Raw genomic sequence first — 16,920 nt, forward strand, 5'->3', positions numbered from 1 at the left:
AATGAATTCTTCAGAATTACTCGAAATAGCTTATAAAGCAGCAGACGACAAACGTGCAGACGATATTGTCGTACTTAATATGCAAGGGATATCGCTTCTTGCAGATTATTTTTTAATTTGTCATGCAAGCTCTGATCGTCAAGTTCAAGCAATTGCAAAAGAACTTTCAGAACAAGCAAGCATAGCTGGATACAACGTAAAACGTTTAGAAGGTTTTGATGAAGCACGTTGGATTTTAGTTGATATGGGAGATGTTGTTGCCCATGTATTCCATAAAGATGAGCGTACTTATTACAATTTAGAGCGTCTTTGGGGAGATGCGCCATTGATTGAAGTTGGGCTAGATGCATAATGGCAATGTACGATCAGTTTGCATTTATATATGATCGATTGATGTCAGATATACCTTATGCAAAGTATGCGGAATGGGTGCAAACAAAAGCACCCCTTTCTGCAGGGAAAAAACTAGTGGATATTGGATGCGGTACAGGAGTATTAAGCGTCCAATTTGCAAAAGCTGGTTATGATGTAATTGGTGTTGATTTATCTGAGTCGATGCTGACGATTGCTCAGAATCGTAGTTTAGACAATAATGTCCAAGTATCGTTTATTTGTCAGTCCATGTCTGAAATGGATGGTTTCGAAGAAATAGATGTTGCTGTGATTGCTATAGATTCAATAAATTATTTAGAAACACTGGAAGAAGTGAAACAAACGATTCAACATATTTTTCACTTTTTAATAGAAGGTGGGCAATTATTTTTCGATGTCCATTCATTATTTAAAATGGATGAAATATATCCAGATGGTCCATTTACATATGAAGATGACCAGGTTGCATACATTTGGAATACTGAAATTGGTCTAGAGAGTCATTCTATTTATCATGATATTACGTTTTTCGTTCGTGACAATGCTGGTTATTATGAGCGTTTTGAGGAATCCCATTACCAACGCACATTTCCAGTTGAAACATATGTTAATCTATTAAAAGAGATTGGTTTTTCTTCGGTCTCAGTATCTTCTTCTATATTTGAAGAAAAATCACAGGACGAAATAGAAAGATTTTTTATACATGCTATTAAATAAGTCTTTCATTTAAGAGGTAAATTTAGTATAGTTTGGTTAACTCCGTATAATTTACCTCTTTATATGAGAGGATGATTTTGCTGATTCTTTCTTTTTTTCAGAAATACAAAAAAAAACTGTTACTCCCAGCAACAGTTGCTTTTGCCTTACTCTTTTTTATTATCCAATCCCACTTTAACTCCGCTAATCCCACTGCGGAGGATTTTATTCAACCTATCCCAATAAATGAAACAATTGCGCAACAAGAATCATCAATAGAATATTTAGAGGACAATCGAATAGTAGTCGAAGTAAAGGGAGCAGTAAGTAGGCCAGGTGTTTATGAACTAGACTCAGGAGATCGCGTACTAAAAGCGATTGAGCTTGCAGGCGGTTATTTGCCAACAAGTGTTACTAAAGGCATTAATCATGCGCAAAAAGTAGAAGATGAGATGGTTATTTATGTACCTGTAGAAGGAGAAGAAGTAGATCCTCTCCAAAGCTCTCTAAAAGAGTCCTCGAACTTAGTAAACATTAATACAGCAGATGTACCTTTGCTTTCTACGTTACCAGGTATAGGACCTGCTAAAGCGGAAGCTATAATAACTTATCGAAATGAACAAGGTATATTTAAAGAAACCGCAGATCTAATGAAAGTAACAGGTATCGGTACAAAAACGTTTGAAAAGTTAGAGTCATTGATTACTATTAAGTAATTAATTGTGGTGTTGACGTTTGATTGGACTAACTACTAAACTAATAGAAGAATTAATATTTAGGAGGTAGTTATATGGAGCGCATTACATGGGACCAATTTTTCATGGCACAAAGCCATTTACTTGCTCTACGAAGTACATGTACACGATTAGCAGTTGGAGCGACAATTGTTCGAGACCGACGAATTATGGCTGGAGGTTATAATGGCTCAATTTCCGGGGGAGATCATTGTATTGATCACGGTTGTTATGTAGTTGATAATCATTGTGTGCGTACGATCCATGCAGAGATGAATGCTCTACTTCAATGTGCAAAGTATGGTATTTCGGTTAGTGGAGCAGACTTATATGTCACTCATTTTCCTTGCCTGCCTTGTACGAAATCAATTATTCAGGCTGGTGTTTCACGACTTTATTATGCACAGGATTATAAAAACAACAAATACGCTTTAGAGCTTTTAAAACAATCAGGTGTACAAGTTATCCATGTTCCATTTGATGAGCGGAAAATCGACTTTCTAAGTAATGAAAAAGTTGAGCTATATATGGAACTTCTTACAAAACTTCGTGAGAAAGGAGCAAGTACTGAAGAGTTAGTACCTTATGAAACGAAGGTGGCAGAGTTATTCGGTCTATAAAAATAAAAGGAAACGTCATATACATAGCCTTATCTGTTATTGTTGCTTCCATTGCAGCTTATGAATCGATAAGACTTTTGTTACTCTTAGTTATTCTAGTTTTGTGGTTACTATATAAAGGAAAACAGCTTTTGGTTATTATGTTAGTTGTAGTTCTAGGAAGCTCTTCCTATATGTACTTTTCTAACAACATTCCATTGCCTGCTGAAAATTTGTCGGTGAACAGAATAACTTGGACGGACACCTATCGTATCGACGGCAGCTATTTACGGGGATTTGCTATAGGTGATGATCAGCAAAAGTGGTATGTCCAATTAAAAATTACATCTGAACAACAAAAATACGTTTTCTTAAATGAGTCGCTTGCCGGCAAAACTTTTCTTATAGATGCGCAAGAAATTTCAAAACGATCTTTAACTCATATGTATGCTTTTGATATGGAAGCCTATATAAAAAGTAATGGAGCAGTGGGCCAAGTAGAGGCAGAAAATTATCGGATTATTGGAGAAGAGCAAAGCTTTTCAAGTTTTATGGCAGAAAAAAGATTTCAGATGAAACAACATATTCAGTCGACATTTCCACCTTCATTACAATCCGAAGCAGAAGCTTTATTAATCGGAAATCGTGAACAAATGCCATCGGATCTAAAAAATGCTTATCAAACATTAGGAATTACTCATCTTTTTGCTATTTCAGGGCTTCATATAGCATTAGTAGCACTAATATTGTATGAATTATTGATTCGCTTTGGAATTCGAAGAGAAACCGCTAATTGGATGTTAATATTAGCACTTCCACTATATGCATTATTAGCTGGAGGTGCACCCTCCGTATGGAGATCCGTTTCCGTTACAGAAATAGTATTAATAAGTATGGTGTGTAAGAAAAAAATTGCGATGGAAGATGCTTTTTCTCTAAGTATTATCGGTTTTGTACTAGTTAGCCCTTGGATTGTTTATCAAATTGGCTTCCAATTGTCTTACTTAGCTGCTTTCTCGTTAATCTATTCTTCGGTTCTAATAAATAGTAGCTCATCTTATATAAAACAATCTTTCACGATAACTTCGGTGTGTCAATTAATCGTTTACCCTATTCTACTCTATCATTTTTACGAAGTATCTATTTCATCCTTTGTAGCAAATCTATTATTTGTCCCTATATTTTCTTTCCTAATCCTACCACTAAATATATTCTTCTTATTTTTATCTTATTTCTCTACTACTATCAGCAATTTTATGTTTTCTTTGTACGAGCCTCTTCGAGCATTTTTAGAAAATTTTATATTATTTCTTGGTAATATACCTTTTCAAATATGGAATCCGATGAAACCATCTATAATAATGGTGTTTTTCGCATATTTAAGTGTGTTTATCTTTTTTATCTACTTGGAAAAGCGAAAAAGATTATTTATTGTATCTGTTATAGTTCTTTTCCCGATAATCTTAATGCAGATTAAACCATACTTGAATACATCCACCTGGATAACCTTTCTTAACGTAGGTCAAGGCGATTGCATAATAATTGAAATGCCCTACAGAAAAGAAGTGGTCATGATTGACACAGGTGGACTGTTACGTTTCGAACAGGATTCATGGAAAAAGACGAATGAAATGTATGAGGTAGGAAGGCAAATTGTTGTACCTTTTTTAAAAGGGAGGGGAATAACAAAGATTGATACCTTAGTAATAACCCATGCAGATGCTGATCATATGGAAGGTGCTGAAGAAGTATTAGAAGAAATCAAAATAAAAGAAGTGCATATTACTCCTAATTCTTCTGAGAAAGAAGTGATGGCAGATTTGTTGAAAGAAGCAAGGAAACAAAATATACCGATAGTTGAAAAAATGGCAGGTGACCAAATTGAATCTAAATTTTTTCAACTTCAATATATATATCCATTTGATATGGTTTATGAAGGAAACAATGATTCCCTCGTATTATCTATGAAAAATGCCCATTTTCATGGTTTGTTTATTGGTGATTTAGAGAAGGAAGGGGAAGAGGAGCTAATTTTAAAATACTCAAATGCAATTAGACAGATTACATTATTAAAATTAGGACATCATGGAAGTAAAACATCTAGTATTAAAGCTTTCCTAGACCTAACTGAGCCTGACGTTTCAATTATTTCGGCGGGTTATAACAATCGTTATGGTCATCCACATCTAGAAGTAATAGAGAGATTAAATATGTTAAATCTTCCTTATTTACAAACAGGAAAGGATGGGACGATTCAAGTAGAAATAAAAAAGAATGGGAAGATAGAGATATCTACACAATAAAAGAAAAAGGGTTTTGTCGAATGACAAAACCCTTTTTTGCTTTTATCGAGCGATAAACTCAATAATTACTGCAATTGCGAACATTATTGTAAAAAATCCAAAGGAGACTACGAAACCTACGCCTGAGTCGATAGCGTCGTTACGTTTCGACTGTACATTTTGTTCAAACTGATTCATTGATACCCCTCCTATTTCCACCTAATTATAATGGATTATATAAAAAAAATCTACACGGAAACGGTCTATTTTCTTTTCACTACTATAATGTCACAAATTATTCATTAATTCTACTGTATAATAAGAGTTAATAAAGATAATAAGGAGATTTCCTAAATGATTTCAGAAAAATGGATGCAAATAGCAAATAATAATATAGCGGAAGTTTATTTATTATATGGAACGGAAGCTTATTTTATAGAAGAGACTTTAAAAAAACTTAAAAGACAATTAAATGAAAATGGTGAAGTAGAAGTAATAAATTTTGATCTGGAAGAAAATAATATAGAAGAAGTTATATACGAAGCAGATACGATTCCTTTTTTCTCAGAACGAAAATTAGTAATAGCAAAAAATGCCTTCTTTTTAAAAGCAGCTGAAAAAGGGAAGGAGAAAATTGTTCATGATACTGTATTGTTGGAAAAATGGGTTCAAAGTCCATCTCCGACTTCAGTTACAGTTTTTATTGCACCTTATGAAAAACTAGATGAAAGAAAAAAAATAACAAAAGCGATGAAGCAATTTGCTAATGTGATAGAAGCTTCTAGCTTACAAGCTCATGATTTAAAAGGTTGGATTTTACACGAGGTTTCCAATCTAGGGAAAATAATCTCCGATGAGGCAGTAGATTGTTTAATAGAGATTGGTGGAACTAATTTAGTTCATTTACAAACAGAATTAATGAAAATTGCCACTTATTTAGGGGAACAGGAAGAAATTGAAATTAGTACGGTTAAGATGCTTCTCGTCAGAACATTAGAACAAGATGTTTTTTCTTTAGGAAATGCATATTTAACAGGAAACAAAGGGGAAGCAATCGAAATATATCATGATTTGTTAAAACGGAAGGAAGACCCACTTAAGCTAAATGCCTTAATAGCGACCCAGGTACGTTTGATGATTCAGGTAGGACACTTAAAGAAAAAAGGATATCACGCACAACAAATTGCAAATCAATTGAAAGTACATCCTTATCGAGTGAAGCTTTTATTTGATAATCCTAATCTACAAAATGAAAAAAAATTGCTTTCAACACTAAATGATCTTGCAACAGTGGACTTACAACTAAAAACATTAAATATTAATCGAGATCGAATTTTAGAAATGTTTTTGATGAAATAAAAAAAGAAAGACTGGCCGAAGATTCGGTTCCAGTCTTTTTACTTACGCTTTTTTCATTAATTGAGCTTTCTTACGATTAGCTGCGTTTTTATGAATTAAACCTTTAGAAGCTGCTTTTTCAACTTGTTGAATTGCAGTTTTAATAAGTTCTTTTGCGTTTTCTTCGTTATTAAGTGCAGCAGTGTCAGCTTTTTTTACAGCAGTACGCATAGCTGATTTTGCTTTTGCATTTTGAGCGTTTAACGTCTCGTTTTTCTTAACACGTTTAATAGCAGATTTAATATTTGGCATACCTTTCACCTCCTAATAAGGTCTGAGATGATACATTTATGTGTTGAAAACTGTCTTACACAACAAGCATTATTTTAACAAACGAAAAAACAAATTGCAATATATAAATGCAAAGAATATTTACTTGACACGTAGTACAAACTATTTAGGAGGTGATTTATATGTGGGGAAGAACAGATCTATTAGACGAAACGGAAGAAATGGTACAACACAGAACGAAAAGTGAGAAAGAGACATTAAGTGATTCAGAAGGTATCAAGTTTGATGAAAGTCGAAGCGGCGCAGTCTTAATTACTTCAATTGAAGTTAATGAACAAGGTGAGAAAAAAATAGGCAAGAAAAAAGGGAAATATATTACGTTAACAGATTTGACGGTCAATCCAGATGTAGAGGAAAGTTTTGAAGCTCTGGAAAAAATGTTTTTAGAGAAGCTAGACGAGATGCATCAAGGATTAAATTTATCAAATTCTTCAAAAGTATTAATAATTGGGTTAGGAAATTCAACTATTACTCCGGACGCTATTGGGCCGAAAGCGATTGAATACTTACAAGGTTCTTCGCTATCCCAAAAATCAGAAAATGTAAAGGTTGTGATGTATGCTCCTGGAGTAACTGGTCAGACGGGTTTTGAGACAAGTGACTTTATAGAAGCTATTAGTAAGGCATTTCAGCCAGATTTGATAATTGTGATAGATGCACTTGCTGCAAGAAATAGTGAACGACTTTGTAAAACTATTCAGCTGACGAATACAGGTATTCATCCTGGTTCGGGAGTAGGTAATCAAAGAAAAGAAGTGTCAGAGGAGGTTTACGGTGTTCCAGTAACTGCAATTGGGATTCCGATGGTGGTTGATGGTCCAGTCTTATATGCAGATGCGATGGAAAATGTTATCCACTATATTGCTTCTAAAGTAGAAGAAAAGAGTAGACCTTCCTCCGCACTTGCTGTTACCCCTATGGTGTCTAGTAAAAAATCGTCTCTTGATAGAACGGTTTTGCAACCGATATTTGGAGAATGGGTTACATGGTCAACGGATGAAAAAAGAAAATTGTTTGAAGAAGTGTTTGTAGGAAAAAATTCTTCTTTATTTGTTACACCGAAAGAAACTGACGCATGGGTTGAGCAGTATGCGTATTTACTTTCCAATGGAATTGAAAATTGGATTACAAGCAGATAAATACCGTATCTTTCTAGTCTTAAGGAATCTTTTTACTGAATCATACAAGTTCTAAAAATCCTCTCCTCAACATACGATTGTTTGAGGAGAGTGGAAATTATGACTAATTCCCTTAAGAATTTAACAAGCATTTTATTACTATTATTTTTAGCTCCAATTGTGATCGCTACAATCCAAACACCTCTTGTTACGCAAACGCAACTACCTGAAGAAAAGAAAAAAGAGGAAACACCAATTGTCTATGCGGCACAATTGGAATCATCACCAATTGCGACGGAAATTACAGAGCCCAAGAAAGCATTTGTATATTTTACTCATTACCAAGAAGCATACCAGCCAATACTGGCAGCAAAAGGTGAAAAGGTTGCAGTTTATCATCCTGAAAGTAATATAACTACCTTTCAAGAACAAATCAATGCTCAATTTGCGTTCCACCAAGTAGAAACTGAGTTTCTGGAAAACTATAATAAGCAAGAAATAAAAGAATATAATACAATTCGCCCATTCGTTCTCAATGCATTAGGCCATAATAAGTATGACATTATCCTTGATATTCACAGAGATTCAATGAAAGCAGATGTTACGACTCTCAAAGTCGGCGAAGAAAGCTATGCGAAATTTATCTTTGTTATTGGTGGAGAGCATGAGAATTACAGATGGAATGAGCAACTTGCAAACAATCTCTCTGATCAATTAAATAAATTAGTACCTGGGATCTCACGAGGAGTTTTGGTTAAATCCGGTAAAGGAGTAGACGGTGTATACAACCAAGATCTTGCTAAAAACCTCCTAGTAGTTGAACTTGGAGGCGTTGATAACAATGAACAAGAAATTAATCGTTCCATCGCTATATTAGCAAAAGCTATTTCAAATATGTTTTTCCAACCAATAGCATCTTAAAAACAAGGAGATTGAGCGTATTGCTTGATCTCTTTTTTACTTGATTGTTTTACGGACAGCTTTTTGATAAGATTATATTCTGGCAAAAATAATTTTAAAAGGTAACATTTCCAAAGTATTTTTACTTTGGAAACTTTAATATACAAGAAATACATAATTATTTAACAGACATATTCAATATTCGTTACGAAAAGGGGCTTTGTCTGTTATAATTCTTAGTAGTTTAATTAGGAGTGAACAAGCATGAATCATGAACAGAGAATGGAACGACAAAAAAAGATTCGTAACTTTTCGATCATTGCACATATTGACCACGGAAAATCAACGTTGGCTGATCGAATTTTAGAAAAAACACAAACCTTAACTTCACGTGAAATGAAAGACCAATTGCTTGATTCCATGGATTTGGAGCGTGAAAGAGGAATAACGATTAAGTTGAATGCGGTGCAATTAACATACAATGCAAAAGATGGAGAAGAATATATATTTCATCTAATTGATACACCAGGACATGTCGATTTCACATACGAGGTTTCTAGAAGCTTAGCGGCTTGTGAAGGAGCTATATTAGTTGTGGACGCAGCTCAAGGTATCGAAGCACAAACGCTTGCGAATGTGTATCTAGCATTAGACAATGATTTAGAGATTCTACCTGTTATCAATAAAATCGATTTACCTGCTGCCGATCCTGAGCGTGTTAGAAATGAAGTTGAAGAAGTTATAGGATTAGATGCATCCGAAGCAGTTCTAGCTTCTGCTAAAGCAGGGATAGGTATTGAAGATATACTTGAGCAAATAGTAGAAAAAGTGCCAGCACCATCCGGAGATCCTGCAGCCCCATTAAAAGCGCTTATTTTTGACTCGTTATTCGACCCTTATCGCGGTGTAATTGTTTATATTCGTATCATGGAAGGTACTGTAAAACCAGGAGATACGATAAAAATGATGTCTTCTGGTAAAGAATTCGAAGTAGTTGAAACAGGGGTTTTTACACCAAAATCTACTATGCGTTCAGAGTTGACTGTTGGGGACGTAGGTTTCTTAACAGCATCCATGAAACATGTTGGAGATTCAAGTGTAGGGGATACAATCACTTTGGCTTCGAACCCTGCTTCTGAACCACTTGCTGGATATCGAAAAATGAACCCTATGGTTTTCTGTGGTTTATACCCAATTGATAACTCAAAATATGTAGATTTAAGGGATGCCCTTGAAAAATTACAACTTAATGACTCAGCTTTAGAATTTGAACCAGAAACTTCACAAGCACTAGGATTTGGATATCGTTGTGGTTTCTTAGGACTGCTTCATATGGAAATAATACAAGAACGTATTGAGCGAGAATTTAAAATAGATTTAATCACGACTGCACCTAGTGTTATTTACGATGTTAAGTTGACTAATGGAGAAACGATTAAAGTAGACAACCCATCTATGATGCCAGATGTACAAAAAGTAGATACAATTGAAGAACCATACGTTAAAGCTTCTATTATGGTACCTGAAGATTATGTGGGATCTGTAATGGAGTTATGTCAACGAAAACGTGGGAATTTTATCACGATGGATTTCTTATCTAAAGCTCGGGTTAATATTATTTATGAAATTCCTTTATCTGAGATTGTATACGATTTCTTTGATGCGTTAAAATCAAGTACTAAGGGTTATGCATCTTTTGATTATGAACTGATTGGATACAAAGAATCTAAACTAGTTAAAATGGACATTCTTTTAAATAGCGAGAAAGTCGACGCATTAAGTTTTATTGTTCATAAAGATTTTGCCTATGAACGAGGAAAAGTGATTGTTGAAAAGTTAAAAGCACTTATTCCTAGACAACAGTTTGAGGTTCCTGTGCAAGCCGCAATTGGTCAAAAGATTGTTGCTCGTTCTACGATTAAATCAATCGGTAAAAACGTTTTAGCAAAATGTTATGGTGGAGATATTTCACGTAAAAGAAAACTTCTTGAGAAACAAAAAGAAGGTAAAAAACGTATGAAACAAGTAGGTTCTGTAGAAGTTCCTCAAGAAGCTTTTATGGCAGTTCTTAAGATGGATGAGCCTAATAAATAATTGATTAAAGTGATAAAAATAAAATCCTTTTGAAATTTATATATTTTTCAATGAATTTGCCACCGTTTGTATTTTTCGGTGGCAAGTTCTATTTCAATATAGTTGTAAGAAAGTTAAAGCGACTATATAATTTTGTTAGCAGATGGATTTGTTTAATAAGGCACTAAAAAAGGACCTAATTCAGGTCCTTTTTTATTTTGATAAATTATACAACAGCATTGTTATAAAAATTAACTATGATATTCTTCTGAGCCATGGCTAATACATTGAAAGTTCCTCATTGTATTCCTCTATCTATTAGTTTTAGTAGCTAGTTTCCTCATCAAGGAGAGAGATTAGTTGGGTAGTAGCTGGGGAAAGGAGTGAGCCTCGATGAAATGCATATCTTATCCCTCTTAGAAATTTAACCCCTCGTATCGGAATTTCTATTAATTGTCCATTTGCTAGTTCCTGTTGAATGGCTAAACTCGAAACAATTGACACTCCTAGACCATGAATTACTCCATGTTTGATTGCTTCTAGGCTGCTAATTTCCATATAATTTGGAGAACTGAATCCATATGCAAAAAGCTACGGGTACCTGATTTATTAGGCTTCAAAATGAAAGTCTCATTGGCTAAATCTTCTAGAGTGCACTCTTCATTTCTAGCAAGTGGATGTTGGTTATTGACGATTAGGACAAGCTCGTCTTGATAAAAGGTTTTATATTCAAAACGACTTTCGTCAATTGGTATCCGATCAGAGAGTACTAAAAATTCCACTTTATTGGATTCTAACATATGCTTCAACTGACTAGAGGACTGAGGAAGCAAAAAGAACGGCATCTGCTTTAAATATATTTAAAAGGCTAACATAATATTATCATCACATCCTGTGAAATTGGAGCGTTTTGCTAAAGGTAAACTACCAGCTAATTTTTTCTTGACTAGAGGAGCAGGACAAATGGTGCAACTAAAACCTATTACTCAGTTATTAAATATAAAAGGTAGTTGTATTGCAGGGGAAAGTACGGTGCTGGGGGTTGGAAAATTAGCAGGTTTTAGTCCAATTACCGATAATAAGATGACTGGCAACATAGACACAAATATTGATCTAAAAGCTAGATTAGCTTTAGAAGAGATTGTGGATAATGACATAGTTTATGTTCATGTAAAAGCACCAGATGTTAAAGGACATGATAATGAACCATTTGAAAAAGTAAAGTCCATTGAACTGTTTGATCGTATGGTAGGACTAATTCATGATCAGTTACCGGAAAATGTATATATTTTAATCGCCGCTGATCATTCGACGCCTTGCGAAGTTGGAGAGCATACGGGGGAACCTGTTCCAATTCTTATTTATGGCCCAGGAATACGAATAGACCGAAACAATAAGTATAATGAACTTGATTGTGCATATGGAGGATTAGGTCGCATAAAAGGTTTTGAATTTGTAACCACTTTGCATGATTTAATGGGGAAAGTAAAAAAACAAGGTAATTAGTAAAGTGTTACTTGTATACAGGAGAGTATTTCTATCCAATTAAAATATCTTATTTCACAAACCAAGTTTCTCAAAGGTTTGTTAGATTTAAGAAAATACGATACAATACAATAGGAAAGTGCTCGTCTATGAAGCATTTATGGCTTTTTTAAATGGACTAGCCTAATAAATATTAAAGGTAGGGAGGCTATTGCCTCCTTTTTCCTTTTATAGAAAGTGGTGCATCCTATGGTACGTGGTGTTTATCTCCACATTCCTTTCTGTCATCAGATTTGCAATTATTGCGATTTTAATAAATTTTTCTTTCATAACCAACCGGTTGATGAATATATCGAATCTTTAGGAAAAGAAATGCAGTTATGGGAAGAACAATTAAAGGGAGCTCAAATTGAAACTATTTTTATTGGCGGAGGAACTCCGACCTCTTTATCGGAATCTCAGTTGGAGCGATTATTAAATTTAATCCATCAATTTCTTCCAATGGAAAGAGTAGTTGAATTTTCTTCAGAGGCTAATCCTGATGAATTAACATTCGAGAAAATGCAACTTATGCGACAATATGGGGTAAATAGATTAAGTATGGGTGTTCAGACGTTTGATCAAGATTTATTGAAAGTACTTGGTAGAACTCATTCAAATGAACATGTCTATGGAGTAATAGAAAATGCTAAGAAAATTGACTTCCCGTCTATTAGTATTGATTTAATGTATGGTTTGCCAAACCAAACAATGGAGCAATGGCAAAATTCGCTTCAACAGGCATACAGTCTAAACATTCCACATATTTCTGCCTATTCTTTATTGGTAGAGCCTAAAACGATTTTCTACAACTTAATGTCCAAAGGGAAACTTTCATTACCAGGGGAAGACTTGGAAGCAGATATGTATGGGTACTTGTTAGATGAAATGAAGAAGCAAGGATATAACCAATATGAGATTAGTAATTTCGCAAAGGAAGGGAAAGAATCCCGTCATAATTTAATATATTGGGATAATGATGAATACATTGGTCTTGGAGCAGGAGCGCATGGATATGCAAATGCCATTCGATACTCTAACCATGGTCCTTTAAAAAAATACATGCATATGATCGATCAAAATGAAAAACCTATCATGATGCATAAAGTAGTAACTTCCAACGAAATGATGGAAGAGGAAATGTTTTTAGGTCTACGTAAAAATGTCGGAGTTTCGATAGATAGATTTAATCATCGATATAGTGAAACGATCCAAAATGTGTACGGAAAAGAATTAGAGGAACTACAACAAAAAGGATTCATAATCATTGAAAATAATCATGTGAAACTAACTAGACGTGGGCGATTTGTTGGAAATGAAGTATTTCAGTATTTTCTTCAATAATCTAAATCATATTCATTGACAGTTTTCTATAGATTTGATACCTTTTATATGAGTATTAGCACTCTCATAGAACGAGTGCTAACAGAGGTGATAATCATGCTAACTAATCGGCAATTATTAATATTGCAAGTAACGGTAGATGATTTTATTGATACCGCTCAACCAGTTGGATCTCGTCAGATTTCGAAAAAGGAGGAAGTACCATATAGTCCTGCTACTATTCGAAATGAAATGGCGGATCTAGAAGATATGGGATATTTAGAAAAAACGCATACTTCGTCTGGTCGTGTACCGTCAGAAAAAGGGTACCGTTACTATGTAGACAATATGTTAACTCCACAACGAATATCGAAAGACGAGATAAAGCAAATTCGTTCAGTTTTTGAAGAAAGAATGGTGGAGACGGAGCAAATAATTCGCAAGTCGGCAAATATCTTGTCTGAATTGACGAATTACACCTCCATATTATTAGGGTTGGATGTTCTTAAACATCGAGTAAAACGTTTTTCAATCGTTCCACTGTCAGAGGATTCGGCTGTTGCCATTATCGTTACAGATAGCGGACATGTTGAAAATCGAGTATTTTCTATTCCTGAAAGCTATAACTCATCGGACATTGAACGAATGGTTAATTTGTTAAATGACAGCTTAATAGGAGTACCTCTACATGAGGTTCCTATGAAATTAGAGGCTGTTACAAGCACGTTACTGAAACAACGTGTTGGGCATTTTAATAACCTCCTTAGTTCATTAAATAAAGCGATGACGATAGAGCATAAGGATAAACTATACTACGGTGGAAAAATGCAACTACTAAATCAACCAGAATTTAATGATCTAGAAAAAGCTCGTAGTATAATGTACATGATCGATCATGTAAACCAAATACCTAGTATTTTTGCTCTTGATAAAAAAGGAATTCAGATAAGAATTGGATCTGAAAATAACCATCTCGCTATGGAGGACTGTAGCGTTATTACAGCTTCCTATGGTATTGGAGATGAACAAATGGGATCTATAGCAATTATTGGCCCTACACGTATGGATTATAAGCGTGTTGTTTCTTTACTGGATGTCATGAGTACTGATTTATCAAGAGAATTATCTAGAATATTGCGAGGTCATCATGGGTAAAGGAGAGTTGTGGACATGTCAAAACAAAAAGATGAAATTGTAGAAGAAGAAGTAGCATCGAATGAAAATAACGAAGAAGTTAACGAGGAAAGTGTGGAAGAAGTAGTAGAAGTAGACGAACTTACACTTGTTAAACAACAACTTGAAGAAGAACAAGACAAAGCAATTCGTTTGAGAGCAGACTTTGAAAACTATAAACGTAGGGTTCAATTAGATAAAGAAGCGGATTATAAGTATCGTGCACAATCTGTGTTAAATGATATCTTACCAGTTCTAGACAATTTTGAACGCGCACTTGCAGTTAACGTAACATCGGAAGAGGCTGTATCTTTAGTTAAGGGATTAGAAATGGTCTACCGTTCTTTACTAGATGCAGTAGCGAAAGAAGGCCTTGAAGTTATTGAAGCAGAAGGCGTTCCTTTCGATCCAAACTTCCATCAGGCAGTAATGCAAGAAAAGGACGATTCAAAAGAGTCAGGAATCGTGCTTCAAGAATTACAAAAAGGGTATAAGTTAAAGGATCGAATACTTCGACCTACTATGGTTAAGGTAAACGAATAGTAATATTAACTTACTTATATCAGTTATAAATTAGGAGGAATAATATATGTCTAAAATTATTGGTATTGACTTAGGAACAACAAACTCATGTGTATCTGTATTAGAAGGCGGAGAACCAAAAGTAATTCCGAATCCAGAAGGTAATCGTACAACTCCATCTGTTGTAGCATTTAAAAACGGAGAAAAACAAGTTGGGGAAGTAGCTAAACGTCAATCTATTACAAATCCAAATACAATTGCATCTGTTAAACGCCTAATGGGTACGAACGAAAAAGTAACTGCTGAAGACAAAGAATATACTCCACAAGAAGTATCTGCAATGATTCTTCAATACTTAAAAGGATTTGCAGAAGATTACTTAGGTGAAAAAGTAACAAAAGCAGTTATTACAGTTCCTGCATACTTTAATGATGCTGAACGTCAAGCTACAAAAGATGCTGGCCGTATTGCAGGTCTTGAAGTTGAGCGTATTATCAACGAACCAACTGCTGCAGCATTAGCTTACGGATTAGATAAAATGGATCATGATGAAAAAATTCTAGTCTACGATTTAGGTGGAGGTACATTTGACGTATCTATTCTAGAACTTGGTGATGGTGTATTTGAAGTATTGGCTACAGCTGGTGATAATCGTCTTGGTGGAGATGACTTTGACCAAGTAATTATGGATTATTTAGTACAAGAATTTAAAAAAGATAATGGTATTGACTTATCTCAAGATAAAATGGCTGTTCAACGTCTAAAAGACGCTGCAGAAAAAGCGAAAAAAGATTTATCAGGTGTAACATCAACACAAATTTCTCTTCCTTTCATTACTGCAGGAGATGCAGGTCCACTTCACTTAGAAGTAACAATGACTCGTGCTAAATTTGATGATTTAACTGCACATCTAGTAGAGCGTACAATGGTACCAACTCGTCAGGCACTAAAAGATGCTGGTCTAACCTCATCACAAATTGATAAAGTAATTCTTGTAGGTGGATCTACTCGTATTCCTGCAGTTCAAGATGCTATTAAAAAAGAAACTGGTAAAGAACCACATAAAGGTGTTAACCCAGATGAAGTAGTAGCAATGGGTGCTGCTGTTCAAGGTGGAGTACTAACTGGAGATGTGAAAGACGTTGTTCTTCTTGACGTTACGCCACTATCTTTAGGTATTGAAACAATGGGTGGAGTATTTACTAAATTGATTGAACGTAATACAACTATCCCAACATCAAAATCTCAAACATTTTCAACTGCAGCTGACAACCAACCAGCAGTAGATATTCACGTATTACAAGGTGAACGTCCTATGTCAGCAGATAACAAAACACTTGGTCGTTTCCAACTTGCGGATATTCCACCAGCACCACGTGGTGTTCCACAAATAGAAGTTACATTTGATATCGACAAAAATGGTATCGTTAATGTTAAAGCGAAAGATTTAGGGACACAAAAAGAGCAAAACATTACAATTCAATCGAACTCTTCACTTTCTGATGAAGAAATCGAACGTATGGTAAAAGAAGCAGAAGCTAATGCAGAAGCGGATAAAGCTCGTAAAGAAGAAGCGGAAGTTAAAAATGAATCGGATCAATTAGTCTTCATGACAGAGAAAACTCTAAAAGATTTAGAAGATAAAGTATCCGAAGAAGAGAAAAAATCTGCTGAAGAAGCAAAAGAAGAGTTAAAAGCTGCATTAGAAGCTGGTAATTTAGAAGACATTAAAGCAAAAAGAGATAAATTAAACGAAATCGTTCAACAACTTACAATGAAACTTTACGAACAAGCACAAGCAGATGCTGCTAATGCAGGTCAAGCAGACGGTGGTCAAGCGGATGACGGTGTTGTAGATGCTGAATTTGAAGAAGTAAACGACGACGACAAAAACAAGTAAGACGAGTAATTTGTT

The 16,920-nt window shown here is 34.8% G+C and carries 16 protein-coding genes and 1 pseudogene; 14 read left to right on the top strand and 3 right to left on the bottom strand.

What is annotated here, in order from left to right:
• The first annotated feature begins 1 nt into the window (after window position 1).
• The 5 genes from rsfS to WAX74_RS07495 all read left to right on the top strand — a co-directional run bounded on the left by rsfS (window position 2) and on the right by WAX74_RS07495 (window position 4,704).
• Window positions 2-352 carry a ribosome silencing factor gene (rsfS, locus tag WAX74_RS07475; RefSeq protein WP_336497026.1) on the top strand — a complete coding sequence of 117 codons (351 nt, stop codon included), beginning with the start codon at window positions 2-4 and terminating at the stop codon, window positions 350-352.
• 5 nt (window positions 353-357) lie between these two features.
• Window positions 358-1,089, top strand: a complete 732-nt coding sequence (locus WAX74_RS07480) for a class I SAM-dependent DNA methyltransferase (protein WP_336497027.1) — start codon at window positions 358-360, stop codon at window positions 1,087-1,089.
• Between the two features lie 77 nt (window positions 1,090-1,166).
• Window positions 1,167-1,784: a helix-hairpin-helix domain-containing protein gene (locus WAX74_RS07485; protein ID WP_336497028.1), complete on the top strand. Its 618-nt coding sequence runs from the start codon at window positions 1,167-1,169 to the stop codon at window positions 1,782-1,784.
• Between the two features lie 74 nt (window positions 1,785-1,858).
• Window positions 1,859-2,422, top strand: coding sequence for a ComE operon protein 2 (locus WAX74_RS07490; RefSeq protein ID WP_336497029.1), 564 nt, complete (start codon window positions 1,859-1,861; stop codon window positions 2,420-2,422).
• A gap of 140 nt (window positions 2,423-2,562) precedes the next feature.
• The gene (locus WAX74_RS07495) at window positions 2,563-4,704 is read left to right on the top strand and encodes a DNA internalization-related competence protein ComEC/Rec2 (RefSeq protein ID WP_336497030.1); all 2,142 of its coding nucleotides are present in this window, start codon (window positions 2,563-2,565) and stop codon (window positions 4,702-4,704) included.
• Between the two features lie 42 nt (window positions 4,705-4,746).
• On the opposite strand, the gene WAX74_RS07500 is transcribed toward WAX74_RS07495, so the two are convergent.
• Window positions 4,747-4,881, bottom strand: a complete 135-nt coding sequence (locus WAX74_RS07500) for a YqzM family protein (protein ID WP_082355158.1) — start codon at window positions 4,879-4,881, stop codon at window positions 4,747-4,749.
• Window positions 4,882-5,037: 156 nt separating this feature from the next.
• Between WAX74_RS07500 and holA the strand changes: the two genes are divergently transcribed.
• Complete coding sequence (gene holA / locus WAX74_RS07505; RefSeq protein WP_336497031.1) at window positions 5,038-6,042, top strand: DNA polymerase III subunit delta; 1,005 nt, start codon at window positions 5,038-5,040, stop codon at window positions 6,040-6,042.
• Window positions 6,043-6,084: 42 nt separating this feature from the next.
• On the opposite strand, the gene rpsT is transcribed toward holA, so the two are convergent.
• Window positions 6,085-6,333 (bottom strand): 30S ribosomal protein S20, encoded by a 249-nt coding sequence (gene rpsT / locus WAX74_RS07510; RefSeq protein WP_336497032.1) that lies wholly within the window; start codon window positions 6,331-6,333, stop codon window positions 6,085-6,087.
• A gap of 161 nt (window positions 6,334-6,494) precedes the next feature.
• Between rpsT and gpr the strand changes: the two genes are divergently transcribed.
• From gpr to lepA, 3 genes are all read left to right on the top strand, one after another.
• On the top strand, window positions 6,495-7,511 hold the full coding sequence (gene gpr / locus WAX74_RS07515; RefSeq protein WP_336497033.1) for a GPR endopeptidase: 1,017 nt from the start codon (window positions 6,495-6,497) through the stop codon (window positions 7,509-7,511).
• Window positions 7,512-7,610: 99 nt separating this feature from the next.
• Window positions 7,611-8,411 carry a stage II sporulation protein P gene (gene spoIIP / locus WAX74_RS07520; protein WP_336497034.1) on the top strand — a complete coding sequence of 267 codons (801 nt, stop codon included), beginning with the start codon at window positions 7,611-7,613 and terminating at the stop codon, window positions 8,409-8,411.
• Window positions 8,412-8,654: 243 nt separating this feature from the next.
• Window positions 8,655-10,484 carry a translation elongation factor 4 gene (gene lepA, locus WAX74_RS07525; protein ID WP_336497035.1) on the top strand — a complete coding sequence of 610 codons (1,830 nt, stop codon included), beginning with the start codon at window positions 8,655-8,657 and terminating at the stop codon, window positions 10,482-10,484.
• 303 nt (window positions 10,485-10,787) lie between these two features.
• Here lepA and WAX74_RS07530 read toward each other — a convergent pair.
• A pseudogene (locus WAX74_RS07530) lies at window positions 10,788-11,308 on the bottom strand (LysR substrate-binding domain-containing protein).
• A gap of 49 nt (window positions 11,309-11,357) precedes the next feature.
• Between WAX74_RS07530 and WAX74_RS07535 the strand changes: the two are divergent.
• The 5 genes from WAX74_RS07535 to dnaK all read left to right on the top strand — a co-directional run bounded on the left by WAX74_RS07535 (window position 11,358) and on the right by dnaK (window position 16,905).
• A complete protein-coding gene (locus WAX74_RS07535) occupies window positions 11,358-11,969 on the top strand; it encodes an alkaline phosphatase family protein (protein WP_336497036.1) in 612 nt (203 codons plus the stop codon).
• Window positions 11,970-12,197: 228 nt separating this feature from the next.
• Complete coding sequence (hemW, locus tag WAX74_RS07540) at window positions 12,198-13,331, top strand: radical SAM family heme chaperone HemW (RefSeq protein WP_336497037.1); 1,134 nt, start codon at window positions 12,198-12,200, stop codon at window positions 13,329-13,331.
• A gap of 96 nt (window positions 13,332-13,427) precedes the next feature.
• Complete coding sequence (gene hrcA / locus WAX74_RS07545; protein WP_336497083.1) at window positions 13,428-14,465, top strand: heat-inducible transcriptional repressor HrcA; 1,038 nt, start codon at window positions 13,428-13,430, stop codon at window positions 14,463-14,465.
• 15 nt (window positions 14,466-14,480) lie between these two features.
• Complete coding sequence (grpE, locus tag WAX74_RS07550) at window positions 14,481-15,026, top strand: nucleotide exchange factor GrpE (RefSeq protein ID WP_336497038.1); 546 nt, start codon at window positions 14,481-14,483, stop codon at window positions 15,024-15,026.
• Between the two features lie 46 nt (window positions 15,027-15,072).
• Entirely contained in the window at window positions 15,073-16,905 is a 1,833-nt protein-coding gene (dnaK, locus tag WAX74_RS07555; protein WP_336497039.1) for a molecular chaperone DnaK, read from the top strand.
• Window positions 16,906-16,920: the final 15 nt, after the last annotated feature.

Origin of the sequence: Psychrobacillus mangrovi, assembly GCF_037104765.1 — a bacterium.
In the GTDB taxonomy this organism is placed as follows: domain Bacteria; phylum Bacillota; class Bacilli; order Bacillales_A; family Planococcaceae; genus Psychrobacillus; species Psychrobacillus mangrovi.

Excerpts from the sequence above, each read along its gene's own strand:
- rsfS (WP_336497026.1), top strand. The coding sequence starts at position 2 with ATGAATTCTTCAGAATTACTCGAAATAGCTTATAAAGCAGCAGACGAC.
- WAX74_RS07480 (WP_336497027.1), top strand. The coding sequence starts at position 358 with ATGTACGATCAGTTTGCATTTATATATGATCGATTGATGTCAGATATA.
- WAX74_RS07490 (WP_336497029.1), top strand. The coding sequence starts at position 1,859 with ATGGAGCGCATTACATGGGACCAATTTTTCATGGCACAAAGCCATTTA.
- WAX74_RS07495 (WP_336497030.1), top strand. The coding sequence starts at position 2,563 with ATGTTAGTTGTAGTTCTAGGAAGCTCTTCCTATATGTACTTTTCTAAC.
- WAX74_RS07500 (WP_082355158.1), bottom strand. The coding sequence starts at position 4,881 with ATGAATCAGTTTGAACAAAATGTACAGTCGAAACGTAACGACGCTATC.
- holA (WP_336497031.1), top strand. The coding sequence starts at position 5,038 with ATGATTTCAGAAAAATGGATGCAAATAGCAAATAATAATATAGCGGAA.
- rpsT (WP_336497032.1), bottom strand. The coding sequence starts at position 6,333 with ATGCCAAATATTAAATCTGCTATTAAACGTGTTAAGAAAAACGAGACG.
- gpr (WP_336497033.1), top strand. The coding sequence starts at position 6,495 with ATGTGGGGAAGAACAGATCTATTAGACGAAACGGAAGAAATGGTACAA.
- spoIIP (WP_336497034.1), top strand. The coding sequence starts at position 7,611 with ATGACTAATTCCCTTAAGAATTTAACAAGCATTTTATTACTATTATTT.
- lepA (WP_336497035.1), top strand. The coding sequence starts at position 8,655 with ATGAATCATGAACAGAGAATGGAACGACAAAAAAAGATTCGTAACTTT.
- hemW (WP_336497037.1), top strand. The coding sequence starts at position 12,198 with ATGGTACGTGGTGTTTATCTCCACATTCCTTTCTGTCATCAGATTTGC.
- hrcA (WP_336497083.1), top strand. The coding sequence starts at position 13,428 with ATGCTAACTAATCGGCAATTATTAATATTGCAAGTAACGGTAGATGAT.
- grpE (WP_336497038.1), top strand. The coding sequence starts at position 14,481 with ATGTCAAAACAAAAAGATGAAATTGTAGAAGAAGAAGTAGCATCGAAT.
- dnaK (WP_336497039.1), top strand. The coding sequence starts at position 15,073 with ATGTCTAAAATTATTGGTATTGACTTAGGAACAACAAACTCATGTGTA.